Origin of the sequence: Pseudomonas algeriensis (assembly GCF_048847255.1) — a bacterium.
Lineage (GTDB): Bacteria > Pseudomonadota > Gammaproteobacteria > Pseudomonadales > Pseudomonadaceae > Aquipseudomonas.
Genome location: NZ_JBKKRK010000003.1, coordinates 344,657 through 363,701 on the forward strand (window position 1 = coordinate 344,657; position 19,045 = coordinate 363,701).

General features: G+C 61.7%; 14 protein-coding genes. 9 read left to right on the forward strand and 5 right to left on the reverse strand.

Features of this window, described 5'->3' with window-relative positions; all coding sequences use genetic code 11:
• Nucleotides 1–25: 25 nt before the first annotated feature.
• Nucleotides 26–2,296 (reverse strand): bifunctional 23S rRNA (guanine(2069)-N(7))-methyltransferase RlmK/23S rRNA (guanine(2445)-N(2))-methyltransferase RlmL, encoded by a 2,271-nt coding sequence (rlmKL, locus tag ACLK1G_RS06840; RefSeq protein WP_420764737.1) that lies wholly within the window; start codon nt 2,294–2,296, stop codon nt 26–28.
• 532 nt (nt 2,297–2,828) lie between these two features.
• Between rlmKL and rmf the strand changes: the two genes are divergently transcribed.
• Entirely contained in the window at nt 2,829–3,044 is a 216-nt protein-coding gene (gene rmf, locus ACLK1G_RS06845; RefSeq protein ID WP_003223300.1) for a ribosome modulation factor, read from the forward strand.
• A gap of 205 nt (nt 3,045–3,249) precedes the next feature.
• Here the strand turns inward: rmf and ACLK1G_RS06850 are convergent, their stop codons facing one another.
• The gene (locus ACLK1G_RS06850) at nt 3,250–4,269 is read right to left on the reverse strand and encodes a quinone-dependent dihydroorotate dehydrogenase (protein WP_420764738.1); all 1,020 of its coding nucleotides are present in this window, start codon (nt 4,267–4,269) and stop codon (nt 3,250–3,252) included.
• A gap of 234 nt (nt 4,270–4,503) precedes the next feature.
• Here ACLK1G_RS06850 and ACLK1G_RS06855 point away from each other — a divergent pair, with 234 nt between their 5' ends.
• From ACLK1G_RS06855 to cobA, 8 genes are all read left to right on the forward strand, one after another.
• Complete coding sequence (locus tag ACLK1G_RS06855) at nt 4,504–5,715, forward strand: CmpA/NrtA family ABC transporter substrate-binding protein (protein WP_420764739.1); 1,212 nt, start codon at nt 4,504–4,506, stop codon at nt 5,713–5,715.
• Nucleotides 5,716–5,729: 14 nt separating this feature from the next.
• Entirely contained in the window at nt 5,730–6,305 is a 576-nt protein-coding gene (locus ACLK1G_RS06860) for an ANTAR domain-containing response regulator (protein WP_420764740.1), read from the forward strand.
• A 333-nt stretch (nt 6,306–6,638) separates the two neighbouring features.
• On the forward strand, nt 6,639–7,850 hold the full coding sequence (locus ACLK1G_RS06865; RefSeq protein WP_420764741.1) for a nitrate/nitrite transporter: 1,212 nt from the start codon (nt 6,639–6,641) through the stop codon (nt 7,848–7,850).
• A 9-nt stretch (nt 7,851–7,859) separates the two neighbouring features.
• Nucleotides 7,860–9,530: a bifunctional protein-serine/threonine kinase/phosphatase gene (locus tag ACLK1G_RS06870; RefSeq protein ID WP_420764742.1), complete on the forward strand. Its 1,671-nt coding sequence runs from the start codon at nt 7,860–7,862 to the stop codon at nt 9,528–9,530.
• Nucleotides 9,531–9,958: 428 nt separating this feature from the next.
• On the forward strand, nt 9,959–12,412 hold the full coding sequence (gene nirB / locus ACLK1G_RS06875) for a nitrite reductase large subunit NirB (RefSeq protein ID WP_420764743.1): 2,454 nt from the start codon (nt 9,959–9,961) through the stop codon (nt 12,410–12,412).
• The gene (gene nirD, locus ACLK1G_RS06880) at nt 12,409–12,729 is read left to right on the forward strand and encodes a nitrite reductase small subunit NirD (protein WP_420764744.1); all 321 of its coding nucleotides are present in this window, start codon (nt 12,409–12,411) and stop codon (nt 12,727–12,729) included. The genes nirB and nirD overlap by 4 nt, the downstream gene beginning before the upstream one ends.
• Nucleotides 12,726–15,443, forward strand: a complete 2,718-nt coding sequence (locus tag ACLK1G_RS06885; RefSeq protein ID WP_420764745.1) for a nitrate reductase — start codon at nt 12,726–12,728, stop codon at nt 15,441–15,443. The genes nirD and ACLK1G_RS06885 overlap by 4 nt, the downstream gene beginning before the upstream one ends.
• 10 nt (nt 15,444–15,453) lie before the next feature.
• Nucleotides 15,454–16,209 (forward strand): uroporphyrinogen-III C-methyltransferase, encoded by a 756-nt coding sequence (cobA, locus tag ACLK1G_RS06890; protein ID WP_420764746.1) that lies wholly within the window; start codon nt 15,454–15,456, stop codon nt 16,207–16,209.
• A gap of 186 nt (nt 16,210–16,395) precedes the next feature.
• Here cobA and ACLK1G_RS06895 read toward each other — a convergent pair whose 3' ends face one another.
• The 3 genes from ACLK1G_RS06895 to ACLK1G_RS06905 form a co-directional block, all read right to left on the reverse strand.
• Nucleotides 16,396–17,430 carry an OmpA family protein gene (locus ACLK1G_RS06895; protein ID WP_186609887.1) on the reverse strand — a complete coding sequence of 345 codons (1,035 nt, stop codon included), beginning with the start codon at nt 17,428–17,430 and terminating at the stop codon, nt 16,396–16,398.
• A gap of 107 nt (nt 17,431–17,537) precedes the next feature.
• Entirely contained in the window at nt 17,538–18,128 is a 591-nt protein-coding gene (gene sigX / locus ACLK1G_RS06900) for an RNA polymerase sigma factor SigX (protein ID WP_420764747.1), read from the reverse strand.
• Between the two features lie 91 nt (nt 18,129–18,219).
• Nucleotides 18,220–19,044, reverse strand: a complete 825-nt coding sequence (locus ACLK1G_RS06905) for a mechanosensitive ion channel family protein (RefSeq protein WP_045155488.1) — start codon at nt 19,042–19,044, stop codon at nt 18,220–18,222.
• Nucleotide 19,045 lies beyond the last annotated feature (1 nt).

Here is a 19,045-nt window from a genome sequence, read left to right on the forward strand (position 1 = left end):
CTCCCCTGGATCCAATGCCTCGAGATCAGCGCGCCATGATTTTCCAGGCGCGGTGGATTTTGCCGTTGCGGGCGAAGTCCGGGTCGATGGTCTTGGCGGTGATTTCCTCCACCGCGTAACGCTCGGCCAGGTTTTCTTCGAGCTGGAACTTGCGGAAGTTGTTGGAAAAATACAGCACGCCGCCCGGCGCCAGGCGCGCCATGGCCAGGTCGAGCAGTTGCACGTGGTCGCGCTGCACGTCGAACACGCCTTCCATGCGCTTGGAGTTGGAGAAGGTCGGCGGGTCGATGAAGATCAAGTCGTACTCGTCGCGACTGGCTTCAAGCCAGGCCATGACGTCGCCCTGCTCCAGGCGGTTCTTGTCGGAAAAACCGTTGAGCGACAGGTTGCGCCGCGCCCAGTCCAGGTAGGTTTTCGACAAATCGACGCTGGTGGTGCTGCGCGCACCGCCCTTGGCGGCGTGGACGCTGGCGGTCGCGGTGTAGCAGAACAGGTTCAGGAAACGCTTGCCGGCTGCCTCCTTCTGGATCCGCAGGCGCATCGGCCGGTGGTCGAGGAACAAGCCCGTGTCCAGGTAATCCGTGAGGTTGACCAGCAGCTTCACGCCGCCTTCGCTGACCTCGGTGAATTTGCCTTGGGCACTCTGGCGCTCGTACTGTTTGGTGCCGCTCTGGCGCTCGCGGCGCTTGATGACCACGCGGCTCTTGTCGACATTCAAGGCCTGGGGAATCGCCGCCAGCGCATCGAACAACCGGGCCGAGGCCTTTTCCGGATCGATGGATTTGGGCGCGACATATTCCTGGACGTGTACCCAATCGTGGTACAGGTCGATGGCCATCGAGTATTCGGGCATGTCGGCATCGTAGACGCGATAGCACTCCACGCCCTCACGCTTGGCCCACTTGCTCAGCAACTTCAGGTTTTTCTGCAGCCGGTTGGCAAACATCTGCCCGCCTTCGCTCAGGCGCGCCTGCTCGATCACCGGGGCGGGTGCCGGGGCTGGCTTGATGGGGTTGCCGTTCTTGTTGTACTGGCGCTCCTGGGGGACATCCGGGGCCTGGTCGTAGGCGGATTGTTCACGCTCGGCCTGGCGTTGTTCCGGGGTGCGACGCTCGCCCGTGACGAACTGATCCGGCAGCACCTTGATCAACAGCAGCTTGCAGGGCAAGGCGCCGTTCCAGAACGAATACTGCTTGTGGCTGCGAATGCCCATGCGCTTGCCCAGGTCCGGCGCGCCGGTGAACACCGCCGCTTCCCAGTTGAGGCAGGCCTGGCGCAGGCGTTCGCCGAGGTTCTGGTAGAGATACAGCAGGCTGGCTTCGTCACCCAGACGCTCGCCATACGGTGGGTTGCAGATCACCAGGCCCTTCTGGTTCTGGTCCGGGCGTGGTTCGAAAGTGGCGACTTCGCCCTGGTAGATCTTGATCCACTCGCTCAGGCCCGCGCGTTCGACGTTGTTGCGGCCCGGCTGGATCAGCCGTGGGTCGGCCTCGTAGCCACGAATCCACAACGGCGGCTTGGCCAGTCCGGCGGCGGCGCGCTCGGTGGCCTCCTCATGGAGCTTGCGCCACAGCGCCGGCACATGGCCGAGCCAGGCGGTAAAGCCCCATTGCTGACGACGCAGGTTGGGCGCCATGTCGGCGGCGATCATGCCGGCTTCCACCAGGAACGTGCCGACGCCGCACATCGGGTCGGCCAGCGCCCCGCCTTCAGCGGCAATGCGCGGCCAGCCGGCGCGGATCAGGATCGCGGCGGCGAGGTTTTCCTTCAATGGTGCGGCGCCTTGCTGCAAGCGATAGCCGCGCTGGTGCAGGCTGTGGCCCGAGAGATCCAGGGAAAGGATCGCTTCGCCACGGTCCAGGCGCAGGTGGATGCGCAGGTCCGGGTTGAGCTTATCGATGGAAGGACGGTCGCCCGAAGGGGTGCGCAATTTGTCGACGATAGCGTCCTTGACTTTCAAGGCGCCGAAATGGGTGTTGTCGATGCCCGAGCCGTGACCGCTGAATTCCACCGCCAGGGTGCCATCGGGCAGCATGTGGTCTTGCCAATCGACATCCAGTACGCCGTGGTAAAGGTCTTCAGCGTCCTTCATCGGGAAGCGCTTGAGCACCAGCAACACGCGGTTCGCCAGGCGCGACCATAGGCAGAGCCGATAGGCTGTCTCCATGTCAGCGCTGCCGCGAACGGCCGAGGTGTGCTCGCGCGCCTCTTCAAGGCCAAGCCCGACGGCTTCCTCAAGAAGCAGGCCTTCGAGGCCCTTGGGACAGGTGAGGAAGAGTTCGAAACGGTCGGACATGGGATTTCCAGAGCCTTTGGCTAAGTGGGCCGGGCAACGCATTGCCGGGCCGGGTTCAATCAGGTGCTTTTCTCAAGAGCACCCGCGTGGCACGAGCGTGTGCCGTTCCGTACTCGCCGCTCAGGTTCAAAGAGCTTAGATGCGTGTACAGATAAGAAAATTCTGTGCAACAAATTGTGAAAAGTCACCCCTTTCGTCGAATAGTACCCGAGTGCAACAGGGGGACATTCTCATCCGACCATGGTGACCGCCTTTCGGCGCAGGGCTGATCATACAGGGGTCTTGCTCGAAAGCGGGTGTTGAACATCATGTTACTTATCGCACTAGCATCTTTAATGTTACGTGCTTATGACAAAACGATCATTCCATCCGTGTGACGCTTTGGTTAGAACTCACCACAGGTTGACGTCGCAACGGCGTCAACACCTCGGCTCGTCACGCCGGCAACGAGCCGCCAACGGCAGAATGATTCTGCCCCGGCCTCAATAGAGGTCGACGCTAAGCAACAGTCAACAAGTGAGGGCAACACCCTATGAGAAGACTTAAGCGTGATCCGTTGGAAAGAGCATTTTTACGCGGTTACCAATATGGCGTTGGTGGTAAATCCCGTGAGCTTTGCCCCTTTACTCTACCGTCGGTACGTCAAGCCTGGATCAATGGCTGGCGGGAAGGACGCGGCGACAACTGGGACGGTATGACCGGCACTGCGGGTATCCATAGACTCAACGAACTTCACGCCGTCGGCTGACACAGGGCTTATTACTCAAGAACTCGACAACTTGACATCCAAACCGATTTAACCACGCACGTCCCATCCGGACGGCGGGCTACGGCCCAAGGGGCTCCTTCTGGAGCCCTTTTTAATGCCCGGGATTCGCGGATTTGAGCTGAAAACACTGTGTGGCGAGGGGCTTTATCCCCTCGCCACAAATGGACCTCACCAACCTGAGGAATCACCCCAACGCCGCAATCGCATCCACCGACTCTCGAATCAGCGCCGGCCCCTTGTAGATGAAACCCGAATAAACCTGCACCAGGCTTGCCCCAGCGGTGATTTTCTCGGCGGCATGCCGGCCTTCGGTGATCCCGCCCGCCGCAATGATCGGCAAGCGTCCCGCCAGTTCACCCGCCAGGATTTTCACGGTATGGGTGCTCTTGTCACGCACCGGCGCACCAGACAAACCGCCCGCCTCGTCACCGTGTTCCAGCCCTTCGACGCCTTCGCGTCCCAGGGTGGTATTGGTGGCAATCACCGCGTCCATGCCGGTCTCGATCAGGGCCTGGGCCACTTGGACGGTTTCCTCGTCGCTCATGTCCGGGGCGATCTTGATGGCCAACGGAACATGCCGGCCATGGATAACCGCCAGCTCCGCGCGGCGCCGGGCCAGGTCGGCGAGCAATTGCTTGAGGGAGTCACCAAATTGCAGGCTACGCAGCCCCGGAGTGTTCGGGGAGCTGACATTTACGGTGACATAGCTGGCATGGGCGTAGACCTTGTCCAGGCAGATCAGATAGTCGTCGACGGCGCGCTCCACCGGGGTGTCGAAATTCTTGCCGATGTTGATGCCCAGCACGCCCTTGTACTTGGCCGCCGCGACACGGGCCAGCAGGTGATCGACGCCCAGGTTGTTGAAGCCCATGCGATTGATGATCGCCTCGGCCTGAGGCAGACGGAACAATCGTGGCTTCGGGTTGCCCGGCTGTGGCCGCGGCGTCACGGTGCCGATCTCGACGAAGCCGAAACCCAGTTGCGCAAAGCCGTCGATGGCGGCGCCATTCTTGTCCAGACCCGCCGCCAACCCGACCGGGTTGGGAAATTCCAGGCCCATGACCGTCACCGGCAGTTTCGCCGCAGCCTTGCATAGCAGACCGTTGAGGCCCAAGCGCCCGCCCGCGCCGATCAGGTCCAGGGACAGGTCGTGGGAGGTTTCCGGGGAGAGTTTGAACAGCAGTTCACGGGCCAGGGTGTACATGGGCGGCTTTGACTCGGGCGACGAAATGAGGCCGCGATTATAGCCGCGCAACGGCGTCGCAAGCGAGGCGCTCGCACAAAACCGCAGCGCTGGCATATGCCTTGCACCTTTTTGGTCATCAGCGCCCCATGCCAACGACGGAATGAGTGCCGCACTGTTTCAAAGGACAACGGCGTCGGCGTCCGGCCTTCCTTGGCCCGGACACGGCGCTTTTTGATGTGGAAGGTGATATCGATGAATGAAGTTCCAGCCACGCCCCTGGCCTGGGTCAATGGCAGCGATGCCCCGGAAAAAAGCGCGATCAATCTTGGCTTCATGGCCCTGAGCGACTGCGCCCCGGTGGTGGTTGCCGCCACCCAAGGCTTCGCCCAACCCTACGGCCTGACCTTGAACCTCAAGCGCCAGGCGTCCTGGGCCAACCTGCGGGACAAACTGGTCAGTGGCGAAATCGACGCAGCCCACAGCCTGTACGGCCTGATTTATGCCGTGCACCTGGGCATCGGCGGCGTCGCGCCCACCGACATGGCCGTGCTGATGGGGCTGAACCAGAACGGCCAGAGCATCAACCTGTCCCACGGCCTCCAGGCCCAAGGCGTGACCAGTCCTGAGGCACTGGAACAGCACGTGCACCAAACTCGCCCGAAACTGACGTTCGCCCAGACGTTCCCCACCGGCACCCACGCCATGTGGCTCTACTACTGGCTCGCGGCCCAGGGCATTCATCCTTTATCAGATGTCGACAGCGTCGTGGTGCCGCCGCCGCAAATGGTCGCGCACCTGCAAGCTGGTCGTATCGACGGTTTTTGCGTGGGCGAACCCTGGTGCGCCAGCGCGGTGAAGCAGAACCTTGGTTTTACCCTGGCGACCACCCAGACGATCTGGCCCGATCACCCGGAGAAAGTCCTCGGCTGCACCCGCGCTTTCGTCGAGCAATACCCCAATACCGCCCGGGCATTGGTCATGGCGATCCTTGAAGCCAGCCGTTTCATCGAGCAAAGCGTCGAGAACCGTCGCAGTACCGCGCAATTGCTCAGCGCGCCCGAATACCTCGATGCGCCGCTGGATTGCATCGAGCCGCGCCTGCTGGGCATCTACGCCGACGGCCTGGGCAACAGCTGGCAGGATCCCCATGCCATGCGCTTCCACGGAGGCGGCGAGGTGAACCTGCCATACTTGTCCGATGGCATGTGGTTCATGACACAGTTCCGCCGCTGGGGCCTGCTGCGCGAAGACCCGGATTACCTGGCCGTCGCGCGCCAGGTCCAGCAACTCGAGCTGTACCGTGAAGCCGCTGCGACACTGGGCATGACGCCCCCAGGCCAGGACATGCGCAGCAGCCAACTGATCGACGGCACCACCTGGGACGGCACGGACCCGGCCGGGTACGCCCGCAGCTTCAAACTGCACGCCTTGAGCGATGCGGCTCCCCTTCTCGCCAGCCGCTGACAGGAGCCACGATTATGCTGCGTATCCTGCTGATCAACGACACCGCGAAAAAAGTCGGCCGCCTTAGAGCGGCCTTGATTGAGGCCGGCTTCGAAGTGATCGACGAATCCGGCCTGACCATCGACCTGCCCGCGCGCGTCGAAACGGTGCGTCCGGACGTGATCCTGATCGATACCGAGTCACCCGGACGCGATGTGATGGAGCAAGTAGTGCTGGTCAGTCGCGACCAGCCGCGACCTATCGTCATGTTTACCGACGAGCACGATCCGGATGTGATGCGCCAGGCCATCAAGTCGGGTGTGAGTGCCTACATCGTCGAAGGCATCCACGCCGCGCGCCTGCAACCGATCCTTGATGTCGCCATGGCGCGCTTCGAAAGCGACCAGGCCCTGCGCGCCCAATTGCTGGCCCGCGACCAGCAACTGGCTGAACGCAAGCGCATCGAACTGGCCAAGGGCATGCTGATGAAAATGAAAGAGTGCAACGAGGAACAGGCCTACACGCTGATGCGCCGCCAGGCCATGAGCCGCCAGCAGAAGCTGATCCAGGTGGCGGAGCAGATCATTGCGATGAATGAATTGCTTGGCTGAAAGCCTTGTAGTGCTTGGCCTGCCCCATTCGCGAGCAGGCTCGCTCCCACAGAATCGGTGAACGCCTCAAATCCCCATGTGGGAGCGAGCCTGCTCGCGATAGCCATCCCCCTCCCTCGGGTTGGCACAGATCTCGCTTAAGCAACCCCACAGGTAACCAACGGCGGTTGCCCCACCTACGACAAAGACGTCGCACACCCTCTTGCCACTCAGGCAATCCGGGTTGCGGCGTTTTTTTGTTTTGGTCCCGGCGGGACCGGTGGTGCGACCACAGGCGGCGCACTGCTCAAAGCACTGACTCATTTCTCGAGACTTTTACAGCTGAGGTGCGCGATGAATTCAAGCTTCTGGAAATCCGGCCACACCCCGACATTGTTCGCGGCCTTCCTCTATTTCGACCTGAGCTTCATGGTCTGGTACCTGCTTGGCCCGTTGGCGGTGCAGATCTCTGCCGACCTGCACCTGACCACGCAACAGCGCGGCCTGATGGTCGCCACCCCGATCCTCGCCGGTGCCGTACTGCGCCTGTTCATGGGCCTGCTGGCCGACCGGATTTCGCCGAAGACCGCCGGCATGGTCGGTCAGGTGATCGTCATTGGTGCGCTGTTCTGCGCCTGGAAGGTGGGCATCCACAGCTACGAGCAAGCGCTGCTGCTAGGCCTGTTCCTCGGTGTGGCCGGCGCTTCGTTCGCCGTGGCCCTGCCGCTGGCGTCCCAGTGGTATCCGCCGCAGCACCAGGGCAAGGCCATGGGCATCGCCGGGGCCGGCAACTCGGGCACCGTGCTCGCAGCATTGATCGCACCGGTCATGGCCGTGGCCTTCGGCTGGACCAACGTGTTCGGCTTCGCGCTGATCCCGCTGGTGCTGACCCTTGTCCTCTTCGCCTGGCTGGCCAAGAACGCCCCCGAGCGCCCCAAGGCCAAATCCATGGCCGACTACCTCAAGGCCCTGGGCGACCGGGACAGCTGGTGGTTCATGTTTTTCTATAGCGTGACCTTCGGCGGCTTCATCGGCCTGGCCAGCGCCCTGCCCGGCTACTTCAACGACCAATATGGCCTGAGCCCGGTCACGGCCGGCTACTACACCGCCGCTTGCGTCTTTGGTGGCAGCCTCATGCGCCCATTGGGCGGCGCCCTGGCGGACCGTTTTGGCGGCATCCGCACCTTGCTCGGCATGTACACCGTCGCGGCCGTCTGCATCGCCGCGGTGGGGTTCAACCTGCCAAGTTCCTACGCGGCATTGGCTTTGTTCGTCTGCACCATGCTTGGCCTGGGTGCGGGCAACGGCGCGGTGTTCCAACTGGTGCCACAACGTTTCCGTCGGGAAATCGGCGTGATGACCGGGCTGATCGGCATGGCCGGCGGCATCGGCGGCTTCGCCCTCGCGGCGGGCATGGGCGCGATCAAGCAGAGCACCGGCAGCTACCAGTTGGCGTTGTGGTTGTTCGCCAGCCTTGGTGTCCTGGCCTGGTTCGGCCTGCACGGCGTCAAGCGTCGCTGGAGAACCACCTGGGGTTCGGCCGCCGTCACCGCTGCTCGGGTCTGACCGCCCATCATGAGCCTGCAATTGAGTTTTGCCGAAGCCAGTGCCATCGGCCCACGGGAGGAGAACCAGGACGCCCTGCGCCTGGTGACCCCTGCCCCGGCCTTGGCCGCCAGCAAGGGTTACCTGTTCGCTATCGCCGACGGTGTGAGCCAATGCGCCGATGGCGGGTTGGCGGCGCGCTCTACTTTGCAGGCACTGGCGCTGGACTACTACGCCACGCCGCAAACCTGGGGCGTGGCCCAGGCACTCGACCGGCTGCTGTCGGCGCAGAACCGCTGGCTGCAGGCCAACGGTGGCGGGCAGCCGCTGCTCACCACCGTCAGTGCCCTGGTGCTGCGGGGCCGGCGCTTCACCCTCGCCCATGTCGGCGATTGCCGGGTCTACCGCTGGCACGCCGACCACCTGCAACGGGTCAGCGAAGACCATGTCTGGGAACAACAGGGCATGCAGCATGTGCTCAAGCGCGCCCTGGGGTTGGATCAGCATCTGATCCTCGATTTCCTGGACGGGGAGCTACGCGAAGACGAAACCTTCGTGCTGCTCAGCGACGGGGTCTGGGCGGTACTCGGGGACACGGCCATCGCCGGCATCCTGCGCGACCAGCCGGACCTCAATCTCGCCGCGCAGACGCTGGTCAACGCCGCGCATCTGGCCGGTAGCCAGGACAACGCCAGCGCGCTGCTGGTGCGGGTCGATGCGGTGGGCGAAGCGAGCATCGGCGACGCGTTGATCCAATTGCAGCAGTGGCCCCTGCCACCTGCGTTGAAGGCGGGCCAAGTGTTCGAGGGCTGGCAGATCGAAGGCGCGCTCGGCCAGAGCCAGCAGTCGTTGCTCTATCGGATACGCGATGGCCAGGGCCAACCCTGGCTGCTGAAAACCTTGCCCGGGCAGTTACGGGACGACACCCGGGCCGGCCAGGCGCTGCTTTCGGAAGAATGGTTTCTCAAGCGGGTCGCGGGCAGGCAATTTCCGGAGGTGCATGGCGTGCCTCAGCGCCAGCATCTGTACTACGTGATGCGCGAATACCCGGGCGCGACCCTGGCCGAGCTGTTCAACCAGGGCGGTCCGCTGTCGCTGGCCCAATGGCAAGATCTGGCGCAGCGGTTGGTGCGAGCGGTGGGTCTGCTGCATCGAAGGCAGATCTACCACCGCGACATCAAGCCGGAAAACCTGCACCTGGGAGACGATGGCGAATTGCGCCTGCTGGATTTTGGCCTCGCGTACTGCCCCGGCCTGTCCGAGGACCAGGCCAACGTGCTGCCCGGAACGCCCAGCTACATTGCCCCGGAAGCCTTCGGCGGCAACGCCCCTACGGCGCAACAGGATTTGTATGCGGTCGGCGTGACCTTGTATTTCCTGCTGACGGGGCACTATCCCTACGGCGAAATCGAAGCCTTCCAGCGCCCGCGCTTTGGCGTGCCGATCAACGCCAGCCGCTATCGACCGGACCTTGCCGAATGGCTTGGACAAAGCCTGGAACGGGCCGTGGCGGCAGACCCCGCGCAGCGCTTTGAAACAGCCGAGGAATGGCTGTTGGCTCTGGAACAGGGCGAGCGGCGCAGCATGAGCGTAAGGCCCAGGCCTTTGCTCGAGAGGGAGCCGCTGAAAGTCTGGCGGACGTTGGCGCTGGTGTCGTTGGTGGTGAATGTGGTGCTGCTGTTCCTGGTGTTTAACAGCTGAAATCCGGTCGCCCCCCATCGCGAGCAAGCTCGCTCCCACAGGTTTTGTTTCCACTGAGGATCCAGTGTGGGAGCGAGCTTGCTCGCGATGGCGGCCTGTCTACCACTACAAAGCTATCGGCCCCACGCTCCATTAGCGAGCAACACGCTTTGATTCGGTGCAATAAATTCTCCTCGGTTTCACCCGACCCGCCGATCACCCAACAAATCCGCGTTCCCGAAGCACTTGGCACAACCACTGCATATCCTCCCTCACCATACATAAAGCAACGCTTCCAACGATGAAGGCGGTGCTTCCCGAGAGAACGGGACCAGGACAAAGGCGTCCTCGCTAGCTGTGCTAGCGGGACGCCTTTTTTTGTTTTCGAAAAATTGTCGAGCCAGCCTGACCGCCGTGATGAAACAGGCCTGAGCTTGCGGAGAACCCTGATGAAAAAACTCAAACTGGTAATGATCGGCAACGGCATGGCCGGGGTTCGAACCCTCGAGGAACTGCTCAAGTTGAGCAATGAGCTCTACGACATCACGGTGTTCGGCGCCGAGCCCCACGCCAACTACAACCGCATCCTGCTCTCACCCGTGCTCGCCGGGGAACAGACGTTCGAAGAAATCGTGCTCAACGACCTGAACTGGTATCAGGAAAACAACATCAAGCTGTTGCTCAACCGCAAGGTAGTGGAGATCGACCGGGTCAAGCGCCGGGTCATCGCCCAAGACGGCAGCGAAGCCGAATACGACCGCTTGCTCATCGCCACCGGTTCCACGCCGTTCATCCTGCCGATCCCCGGCAACACCCTCAATGGCGTGATCGGCTACCGCGACATCGCCGACACCCAGGCGATGATCGACACCGCCAAGACCCATAAACACGCTGTGGTGATCGGTGGTGGCCTGCTGGGCCTGGAAGCCGCCAACGGCCTGAAGCTGCGCGGCATGGACGTGACCGTCGTGCACATCGGCGAATGGCTGCTGGAACGGCAATTGGACAAGACCAGCGGCCAACTGCTGCAAACCGCCCTGGAAAGCCGTGGCCTGAAATTCCGTCTCAGCGAACAGACCCAGGCCCTGCATGACGCCGGCAATGGCCGTGTCGGCTCGGTACAGTTCAAGAACGGCGACGTCATTCCCGCCGACCTGGTGGTAATGGCCGCTGGCATCCGTCCCAACACCGAGCTGGCGGAAAAATCCGGCATCCCGTGCAACCGCGGGATCCTGGTCAACGACACGATGCAGACCTACGACCCTCGCGTTTACGCCATCGGCGAATGCGCCAGCCACCGTGGCACCGCCTATGGCCTGGTGGCGCCGTTGTTCGAACAGGCAAAAGTCTGCGCCAACCACCTCGCGCAACTGGGTTTCGCCACTTACAAGGGGTCAGTCACGTCAACCAAGCTGAAAGTCACCGGCATCGACCTGTTCTCCGCCGGTGACTTCATGGGCGGCGAAGGCACCGAGACCATCACCCTTTCCGACCCGATCGGCGGCGTCTACAAAAAGCTGGTGATCAAGGATGACGTGCTGGTCGGTGCCTGTCTGTACGGCGATACGGCGGATGGCGGCTGGTATTTCCGCCAGATCCGTGAGAATCACGCCATCAGCGAGATCCGCGACCACCTCATGTTCGGCGAAAACGCACTTGGCGATGTAGGCCATCAGGGCCAGGACAAAGCCATGACCATGGCCGACACTGCCGAAGTCTGCGGCTGCAACGGCGTGTGCAAGGGCACCATCGTCAAGGCGATCCAGGAACACGGGCTGTTCAGCGTCGATGACGTGAAGAAACACACCAAGGCCGCCAGTTCCTGCGGCTCCTGCGCCGGCCTGGTGGAGCAGATCCTGATCAACACCGTGGGCGGCGCGGCGGACGTCAAGCCCAAAAGCGAGAAAGCCATCTGCGGCTGCAGCGACCTCAACCACGGCCAGATTCGCCAGGCGATCCGCGACCAGCACCTGCTGACCATCGCCGGAACCATGAGCTACCTGAACTGGCGCACCCCGAACGGCTGCGCCACCTGCCGACCTGCGCTGAACTATTACCTGATTTCCACCTGGCCCGGCGAAGCCAAGGACGATCCGCAGTCGCGCCTGATCAACGAACGCGCCCACGCCAATATCCAGAAAGACGGTACCTACTCCGTAGTGCCGCGGATGTGGGGCGGCGTGACCAACCCGTCCGAGCTGCGGCGTATTGCCGATGTCGCCGACAAGTACAACGTGCCCATGGTCAAGGTCACTGGCGGTCAGCGCATCGACTTGCTGGGCATCAAGAAGCAAGACCTGCCCGGCGTGTGGAAAGACCTCGATATGCCGTCCGGCCATGCCTACGGCAAATCCATCCGCACGGTGAAGACCTGCGTGGGCAGTGAGTTCTGCCGCTTCGGCACGCAGAACTCCACCCAGCTTGGCATCGAGCTGGAACATGACTTGTTCAATATGTGGTCGCCGCACAAAGTGAAGCTGGCTGTCTCCGGTTGCCCTCGCAACTGCTCGGAAGCAGGCATCAAGGACGTAGGCATTATCGGCGTCGATTCCGGCTGGGAGATGTACATCGGCGGCAACGGCGGGATCAAGACCGAGGTCGCCGAGTTTTTCGTCAAGCTCAAGACCGCCGAAGAAGTACGCGAATACAACGGTGCTTTTCTTCAGCTGTACCGCGAGGAAGCCTTCTACCTCGAACGCACCGTGCACTACATGCAGCGGGTCGGCATGGAGCACATCAAGAAAGCGGTATTGGAAGACCCGGAGCGGCGCAAAGCCCTCAACGAACGTCTGAAGTTTTCCCTGTCCCTGGAACAGGACCCTTGGAAACAGCGGCTGGAACAGCCTCAACTGAAAAAAGAGTTCGAGGCCATCCCCGTGAAAAACCTGGAGGTGCCGGCATGAACTGGCTGGATATCTGCGCGTTGGACGAAATCAACGCCCTGGGCTCACGCATCATCCAGGGGCCGAAGGGCGATATCGCGATTTTTCGTACCAGCGACGATGAAGTTTTCGCACTCGACGACCGCTGCCCGCACAAGGGCGGCCCATTGTCCCAAGGCCTGATCTACGGCAAGCGCGTGGCCTGCCCGCTGCACAACTGGCAGATCGACCTGGAAACCGGCCTGGCCCAAGCCCCGGACGTGGGTTGCGCCCACCACCATGCGGCCCGGGTAGAAAACGGCCGGGTCATGCTGGCCCTGCGGGAAGCAAGCTCATGAGCCGCCAGACCACAGCCTCGACCTGCTGTTATTGCGGGGTCGGTTGCGGCGTGTTGATCGAGCATGACGGCGAGCGGATCCTCGGCGTCAGTGGCGATCCTGCCCATCCGGCCAACTTCGGCAAACTGTGCAGCAAGGGCTCGACGCTGCACCTGACCGGCGACCTCGCCGCCCGCGCGCTCTACCCCGAGCTGCGCCTGGGCAAAGGCCTGGCCCGGGCCCGCACCGACTGGGACAGTGCGCTGGATCACGCTGCCAGTATTTTCGCCGAGACCATCGCCGAGCACGGCCCCGACAGCGTGGCCTTCTACATCTCCGGTCAATTGCTCACCGAGGATTACTACGCCTTCAACAAACTCGCCCGGGCTCTGGTGGGCACCAACAATATCGACAGCAACTCGCGGCTGTGCATGTCCTCCGCCGTGGTGGGCTACAAGCGAAGCCTCGGCGCCGACGCCCCGCCTTGCAGCTACGAGGACCTGGAACTGAGCGACTGCGTGATGATCGTCGGCAGTAACATGGCCTACGCCCACCCGATCCTGTTTCGTCGCCTCGAAGAAGCCAAATCCCGCCGGCCAGAGATGAAAATCATCGTCATCGACCCCCGGCGCACCGACACCTGCGACCTGGCGGACCTGCACCTGGCGATCCTGCCGGGCACCGACGTCGCTTTATTTCATGGGATTTTGCACCTGCTGTTGTGGGAAGACTGGATTGATCGCAGTTTCATCAAGGCACACACCGAAGGCCTCGCGGACCTGAAGAGCCTGGTACGCGACTACACGCCCGCCATGGTCGCCCAGCTGTGCGGTATCAGTGTCGGGCAACTGCACCAATGCGCCGAATGGGTCGGCACCTCGCCCAGTTTCCTGTCGTTGTGGTGCATGGGCCTGAACCAGTCCACCGCCGGCAGCGCCAAAAACAGCGCACTGATCAACCTGCACCTGGCCACCGGACAGATCGGCCGTCCGGGCGCGGGCCCGTTTTCCTTGACCGGCCAGCCGAACGCCATGGGCGGCCGCGAAACGGGCAGTCTGTCCAACCTGCTGCCCGGCCATCGCGAAGTAGCCAACCCGGAACATCGCGCTGAAGTAGCCGATTACTGGGGCGTCGAACAATTGCCGGCAACCCCCGGCCTCAGCGCCATCGAGTTGTTCGAGCAGGTACGCAACGGCAAGATCAAGGCGCTGTGGATCGCCTGCACCAACCCAGCCCAATCGATGCCTGACCAGGCCGCCATACGCGAAGCCCTGCAAGCCTGCCCATTCGTGGTATTGCAGGAGGCTTTCCGCACCACCGAGACCGCCACCTTCGCCGACCTGCTGCTGCCAGCGGCCAGTTGGGGTGAGAAAGAAGGCTCGGTCACCAACTCCGAACGGCGCATTTCACACGTTCGCCGGGCAATAAACGCCCCGGGTGAAGCACGTCCGGACTGGGCCATCACCGTGGATTTCGCACAGCGTCTGGAAAAACGCCTGCGTCCGGCCCCCTCCAGCCTGTTCGGCTTCGAAACCCCGGCCCAACTGTTCGATGAATACAAGCAACTGACCCGTGGTCGCGACCTGGACCTGTCCGGTATCAGCCACGCGCTGATCGATCAGCTTGGCCCCCAGCAATGGCCTTTCCGCGAGGGCGCTACGGTCGGCACCGCCCGTTTATACGTAGACGGCGTGTTTCCTACGGAAAGCGGCCGGGCTCGGTTTGTAGCCGACCCCTATCGCGCCGCCAAGGAATTGCGTGACGCGCGCTATCCGTTGACCCTGAACACCGGCCGCTTGCGTGACCAGTGGCACGGCATGAGCCGCACCGGCACCGCCGCGCAATTGTTCGGCCATGTCAACGAAGCGGTGCTCAGCCTGCATCCCGACGAGCTGCTTCGCCATCGCCTGCAAGCGGGCGACCTGGTCAGCCTCAAAAGCCGTCGCGGCAGCCTGATCGTGGCGGTGGACAGCGACGAAAGCGTGCGCCCCGGACAGGCATTCCTGCCCATGCACTGGGGCGACCGGTTTCTCAAGGGCGGGGTCAACGTCCTGACTCAACCGGCGTTCGACCCTTTGTCGAAGCAGCCGGAGCTCAAGCACAGCGGCGTGCGCCTGGAACCGGTGAACCTGCCATGGCAGCTTTTCGCCTTGATCGAAGGCGATGTTCAACAGCATCTGGAGACTTTGCGTCCTCTGTGTGAGGCGTTTGCCTACGTCAGCCTTAGCCTTACCGGACGTGAACGTCCCGCATTGCTGATTCGCGCCGCCAGCGCTGCTGCGCCCGAACCGCAGCTGCTCCAGGCGATCGACGAGCAACTCGGCCTTATCGACGGGCCCGTCTTGGCCTATGACGATCCGCGCCGCTCCATTGGCAAGCGGGTGCGGATCGAAAACGGCCGCATCACGGCCATTCGGCTGGCCGGAGAAACCCTGGCTCGCCATTGGCTGCAGAACCTGTGGCTCGAAGGTCGCGCCGACGAGCAACTGCGGCGCTGGCTGCTGGCCCCCTTGAGCGCGCCACCGGGCAACACCGGTGCCGCCATGGGCGGCGGGAAAACCCTGTGCAATTGCATGAATGTCAGCCAGCGCGCCGTTTGCGCGGGTATCGAGCGCGGCCTGGATTTGCAGGGCCTGAAAAAAGAACTGGGTTGCGGCACACAGTGCGGTTCCTGCGTACCGGAAATCAAACGCCTGGTGGTTGCCAACACGCAACCGCTGGCGGCTATCTCGTGAGGAAAACACTATGAACGCAAAAGTCTGGCTGGTAGGTGCGGGTCCTGGCGACCCTGAATTGCTGACCCTCAAAGCCGTGCGCGCCATGGGCGAAGCCGACGTCGTGTTGATCGATGACCTGGTCAACGAGGCAGTGCTGGAACATTGTCCGGGCGCGCGCATCATCGCCGTGGGCAAGCGCGGCGGTTGCCGCTCCACGCCACAAGCGTTCATTCATCGACTGATGCTGCGTTATGCCCGCCAAGGCAAATGCGTGGTACGCCTCAAGGGCGGCGACCCGTGCGTTTTCGGCCGGGGCGGCGAAGAAGCGCAGTGGCTGCGCGAACACGGGGTCGAGGTGGAACTGGTCAATGGCATCACGGCGGGTCTTGCCGGAGCCACCCAATGCGATATTCCACTGACCTTACGCGGCGTTGCCCGTGGTGTGACGCTGGTCACCGCCCATACCCAGGACGGCAGCAGCCTGAACTGGCAAGCCCTGGCCCAGGGCGGGACGACCCTTGTGGTGTATATGGGGGTGGCGAAACTGAGCGAGATCCGTGAGCAATTGCTGGCGGGCGGTATGGCGGCGAATACACCGGTCGCCATGATTGAAAACGCCTCCCTGCCCCACCAGCGCGACTGCCGCAGCGACCTGGCATCGATGGAAACCGACGCCAGCGCGTTTCAACTCAAGAGTCCGGCGATCCTGGTGATTGGTGCGGTGGCGGCTGCCGCTGAGCTTGCCACCTCCCCGCCTGCCTGGGCCCAGGTTTGCGCCCTCTAACAGACAAACCAAAACCTGTGTGAGCGAGCTTGCTCGCGATGGCGGTGGTTAAGTCGCACATACATTGACTGACACACTGCCATCGCGAGCAGGCTCGCTCTCACAGGTTCTGCACAAGCCGTCCCATTAAATCCCAGACAAAGAAAAACCCGGCCTAAGCCGGGTTTTTCTAGTGCTGTGGGCTAATTACTTAGCTTGAGCTTCAACCTGCGCTTCTACGCGACGGTTGACTGCACGACCAGCGTCAGTGGCGTTGTCGGCAACTGGGCGGGATTCGCCGTAGCCAACAGACTGAACGCGGGACGATTCAACACCGTACTGGTTGGTCAGAACTTGCTTAACGGCGTTTGCACGACGCTCAGACAGTTTCTGGTTGTAAGCGTCAGGACCGACGGAGTCAGTGTGACCTTCAACAGTGGTGCTGGTGGATGGGTACTGCTTCATGAAATCAGCCAGGTTCTTGATGTCGCCATAGCTGTTTTCTTTAACGACCGACTTGTCGAAGTCGAACTTGACGTCCAGCTCAACACGTACGACTTCAGCAACAGCTGGGCAGCCATCAGCGTCAACGGTTACGTTGGCTGGGGTGTCAGGGCACTTGTCGACGTTGTCGCACACGCCATCGTTGTCGCTGTCGGAGCAGACTTCAGCAGGTGCTGGAACTGGAGCAGCAGCTGGCTTGGAGCCGCCACCGAAGTTCACACCGATACCGACGCTAGGAGCCCACTCGGTGTCGCCCTGGTCGATGTTGTACTGAGCTTCAACGCCAGCACGGGCGTAGAAGTTGTCGGTGAAATACAGCTTGGCGCCGCCACCAACGTTGGCGAAGGTAGAACGGTTACGACCGTTGCTGCCATTCTGGTCGATGCTCTGGTCGGAGAAACCGGCCGAAACGTAAGGACGCAGCATGTCGCCTGGGTTGTTGAAGTGGTACAGAGCGTCCAGAGCGGTGTTCGCGCCCTTGACGTTGGTGCCATCGTCGGTACGTGCGTTGTGCACTTCGTCGTAGGCCAGACGCAGTTCAACGTCGTCGGTCAGGAAGTAACCAACCGAACCGCCGAACAGGTTGCCGTTGTTCTTGAAATCACGAGCGCTGTCGAACATTTCTTTCTTGGCGAAGCCTTCGATTTCAACTGCGCCTTGGCCTTGTGCCAGAGCGCCGAACGAAGTGGCAGCAATCAAAGAACCAATGGCAAAGCCCAAGGTGTTTTTCAGTTTCATCCGTTAAATCCCCATCTGGTGATTGTGAAGCAGTCCCGCAAACCGGGGGACAACTCGGCGGCAAGTCTATCAGAACTTGCCTACACGTAAGAGATATTTGCGCTGAACTAAGTTTCAGCTATGCCCGCAAATTTCTCACGCAGCTTATCGAGCGCGCGCTTATAACGCATTTTTGTCGCGCTCAGACCCATGTGCATTATGTCTGCGATCTCCTGGAATTCCAGTTCTGCGACAAATCGTAGCACCAGAATTTCCCTGTCGATCGGGTTCACATAAACCAGCCAGCGATCGAGTCCACCCTTTTCCTCGGGCTTGGGCGCCTTTTCCTCGGACGCTTCCTCGAGAGGGTCAAGGCTCAACGCGTCCATCAACCGACGCTTTCGCCGCTCCTTGCGATACTGTGTGATGCATTCGTTGTAGGTGATGCTATATAGCCACGTCTTGAACTTCGATTTCCCCTCGAAGTTCTTCAAGCCGTACAGCACCTTCAACATCACCTCCTGACAGACATCATCAGCATCACGATCGTTCCCAAGATATCTTGCACAAACGTTAAATAATGTTCGCTGGTAACGGCGCATCAACTCTTCGTATGCGCGTGTGACGTGAAACAGCTCCGAATGCGCGCGCGCGACCAACTCCTCATCGGAGAGATCACGGGGGTCGTAGCGCGTGGATAGCGATTGGGGTTTGTTCAAAACAAGTCGGGCCGACAGTCTAGGTCAATGTGCGCCGCAGCCTGCGGTACCAGGCATTTTGCGGCGGCATACATTAGCAGGATTTGCCGGGTTAGCGGCTACTCACATGCTGTTCCAGCAGAATCCGATTGGACAGCGACACCAGCTCGCCTTCCTCGGTCAGCAATGTGGTCTTCACCGTGCCGATCTCTTCGATCTGGCCTTCGACCTCTCCAACACGCACTTGTTGCCCAACCTCGTAGAGCTCACGCACATAGATTCCCGCAAGAATCTGACCGGCGATTTCCCGGCTTCCCAACCCCATGGCCAGCGCAACCGCCAGACCAACGGTAATCAAGACAATCACAATCACATGGTTGAGCAGGTCAGTCTTGACCTCCAACTGGCTGATCGCGACCGAAATACTGATGATGATCACCAAGCCCTGGGCAATCCGTCCAAGTCCCGAAGCATAATCGAGCCCGACACCTTCGGCGGCGCCGCGCACCAGGCCGTTGGCCAGTTGCGCCAGCAACACGCCCACCAGCAACACCAACGCAGCGCCGAACACCTTCGGCAAATACAGCGCCAGCATGTCCAGGGTCGCTGAAACGCGCTCCAGGCCCAGGGACTCAGCCGCGGAAACCAGGAATATAAGCAGCACGAACCAATAGACGATCTTGCCCACCAAGGTCGAGATCGGAACCTGGATGCCGCCACGGGACAAGAGCTTGGTCAGGCCGGTGCCGCCCATCAGGCGATCGAGGCCCAATTTGGCGAGCAGCTTGGACAGCAACGTGTCCAGCAGCTTGGCCACGACAAAACCCAACAACAGCACCACCAAGGCGCCGAAGAGATTGGGAATAAAGTTAGCTATCTTGGTCCACAACGCAGTCATTGCCGTGACGAGGCTCTGGGTCCAGAGATCAAGTTCCATA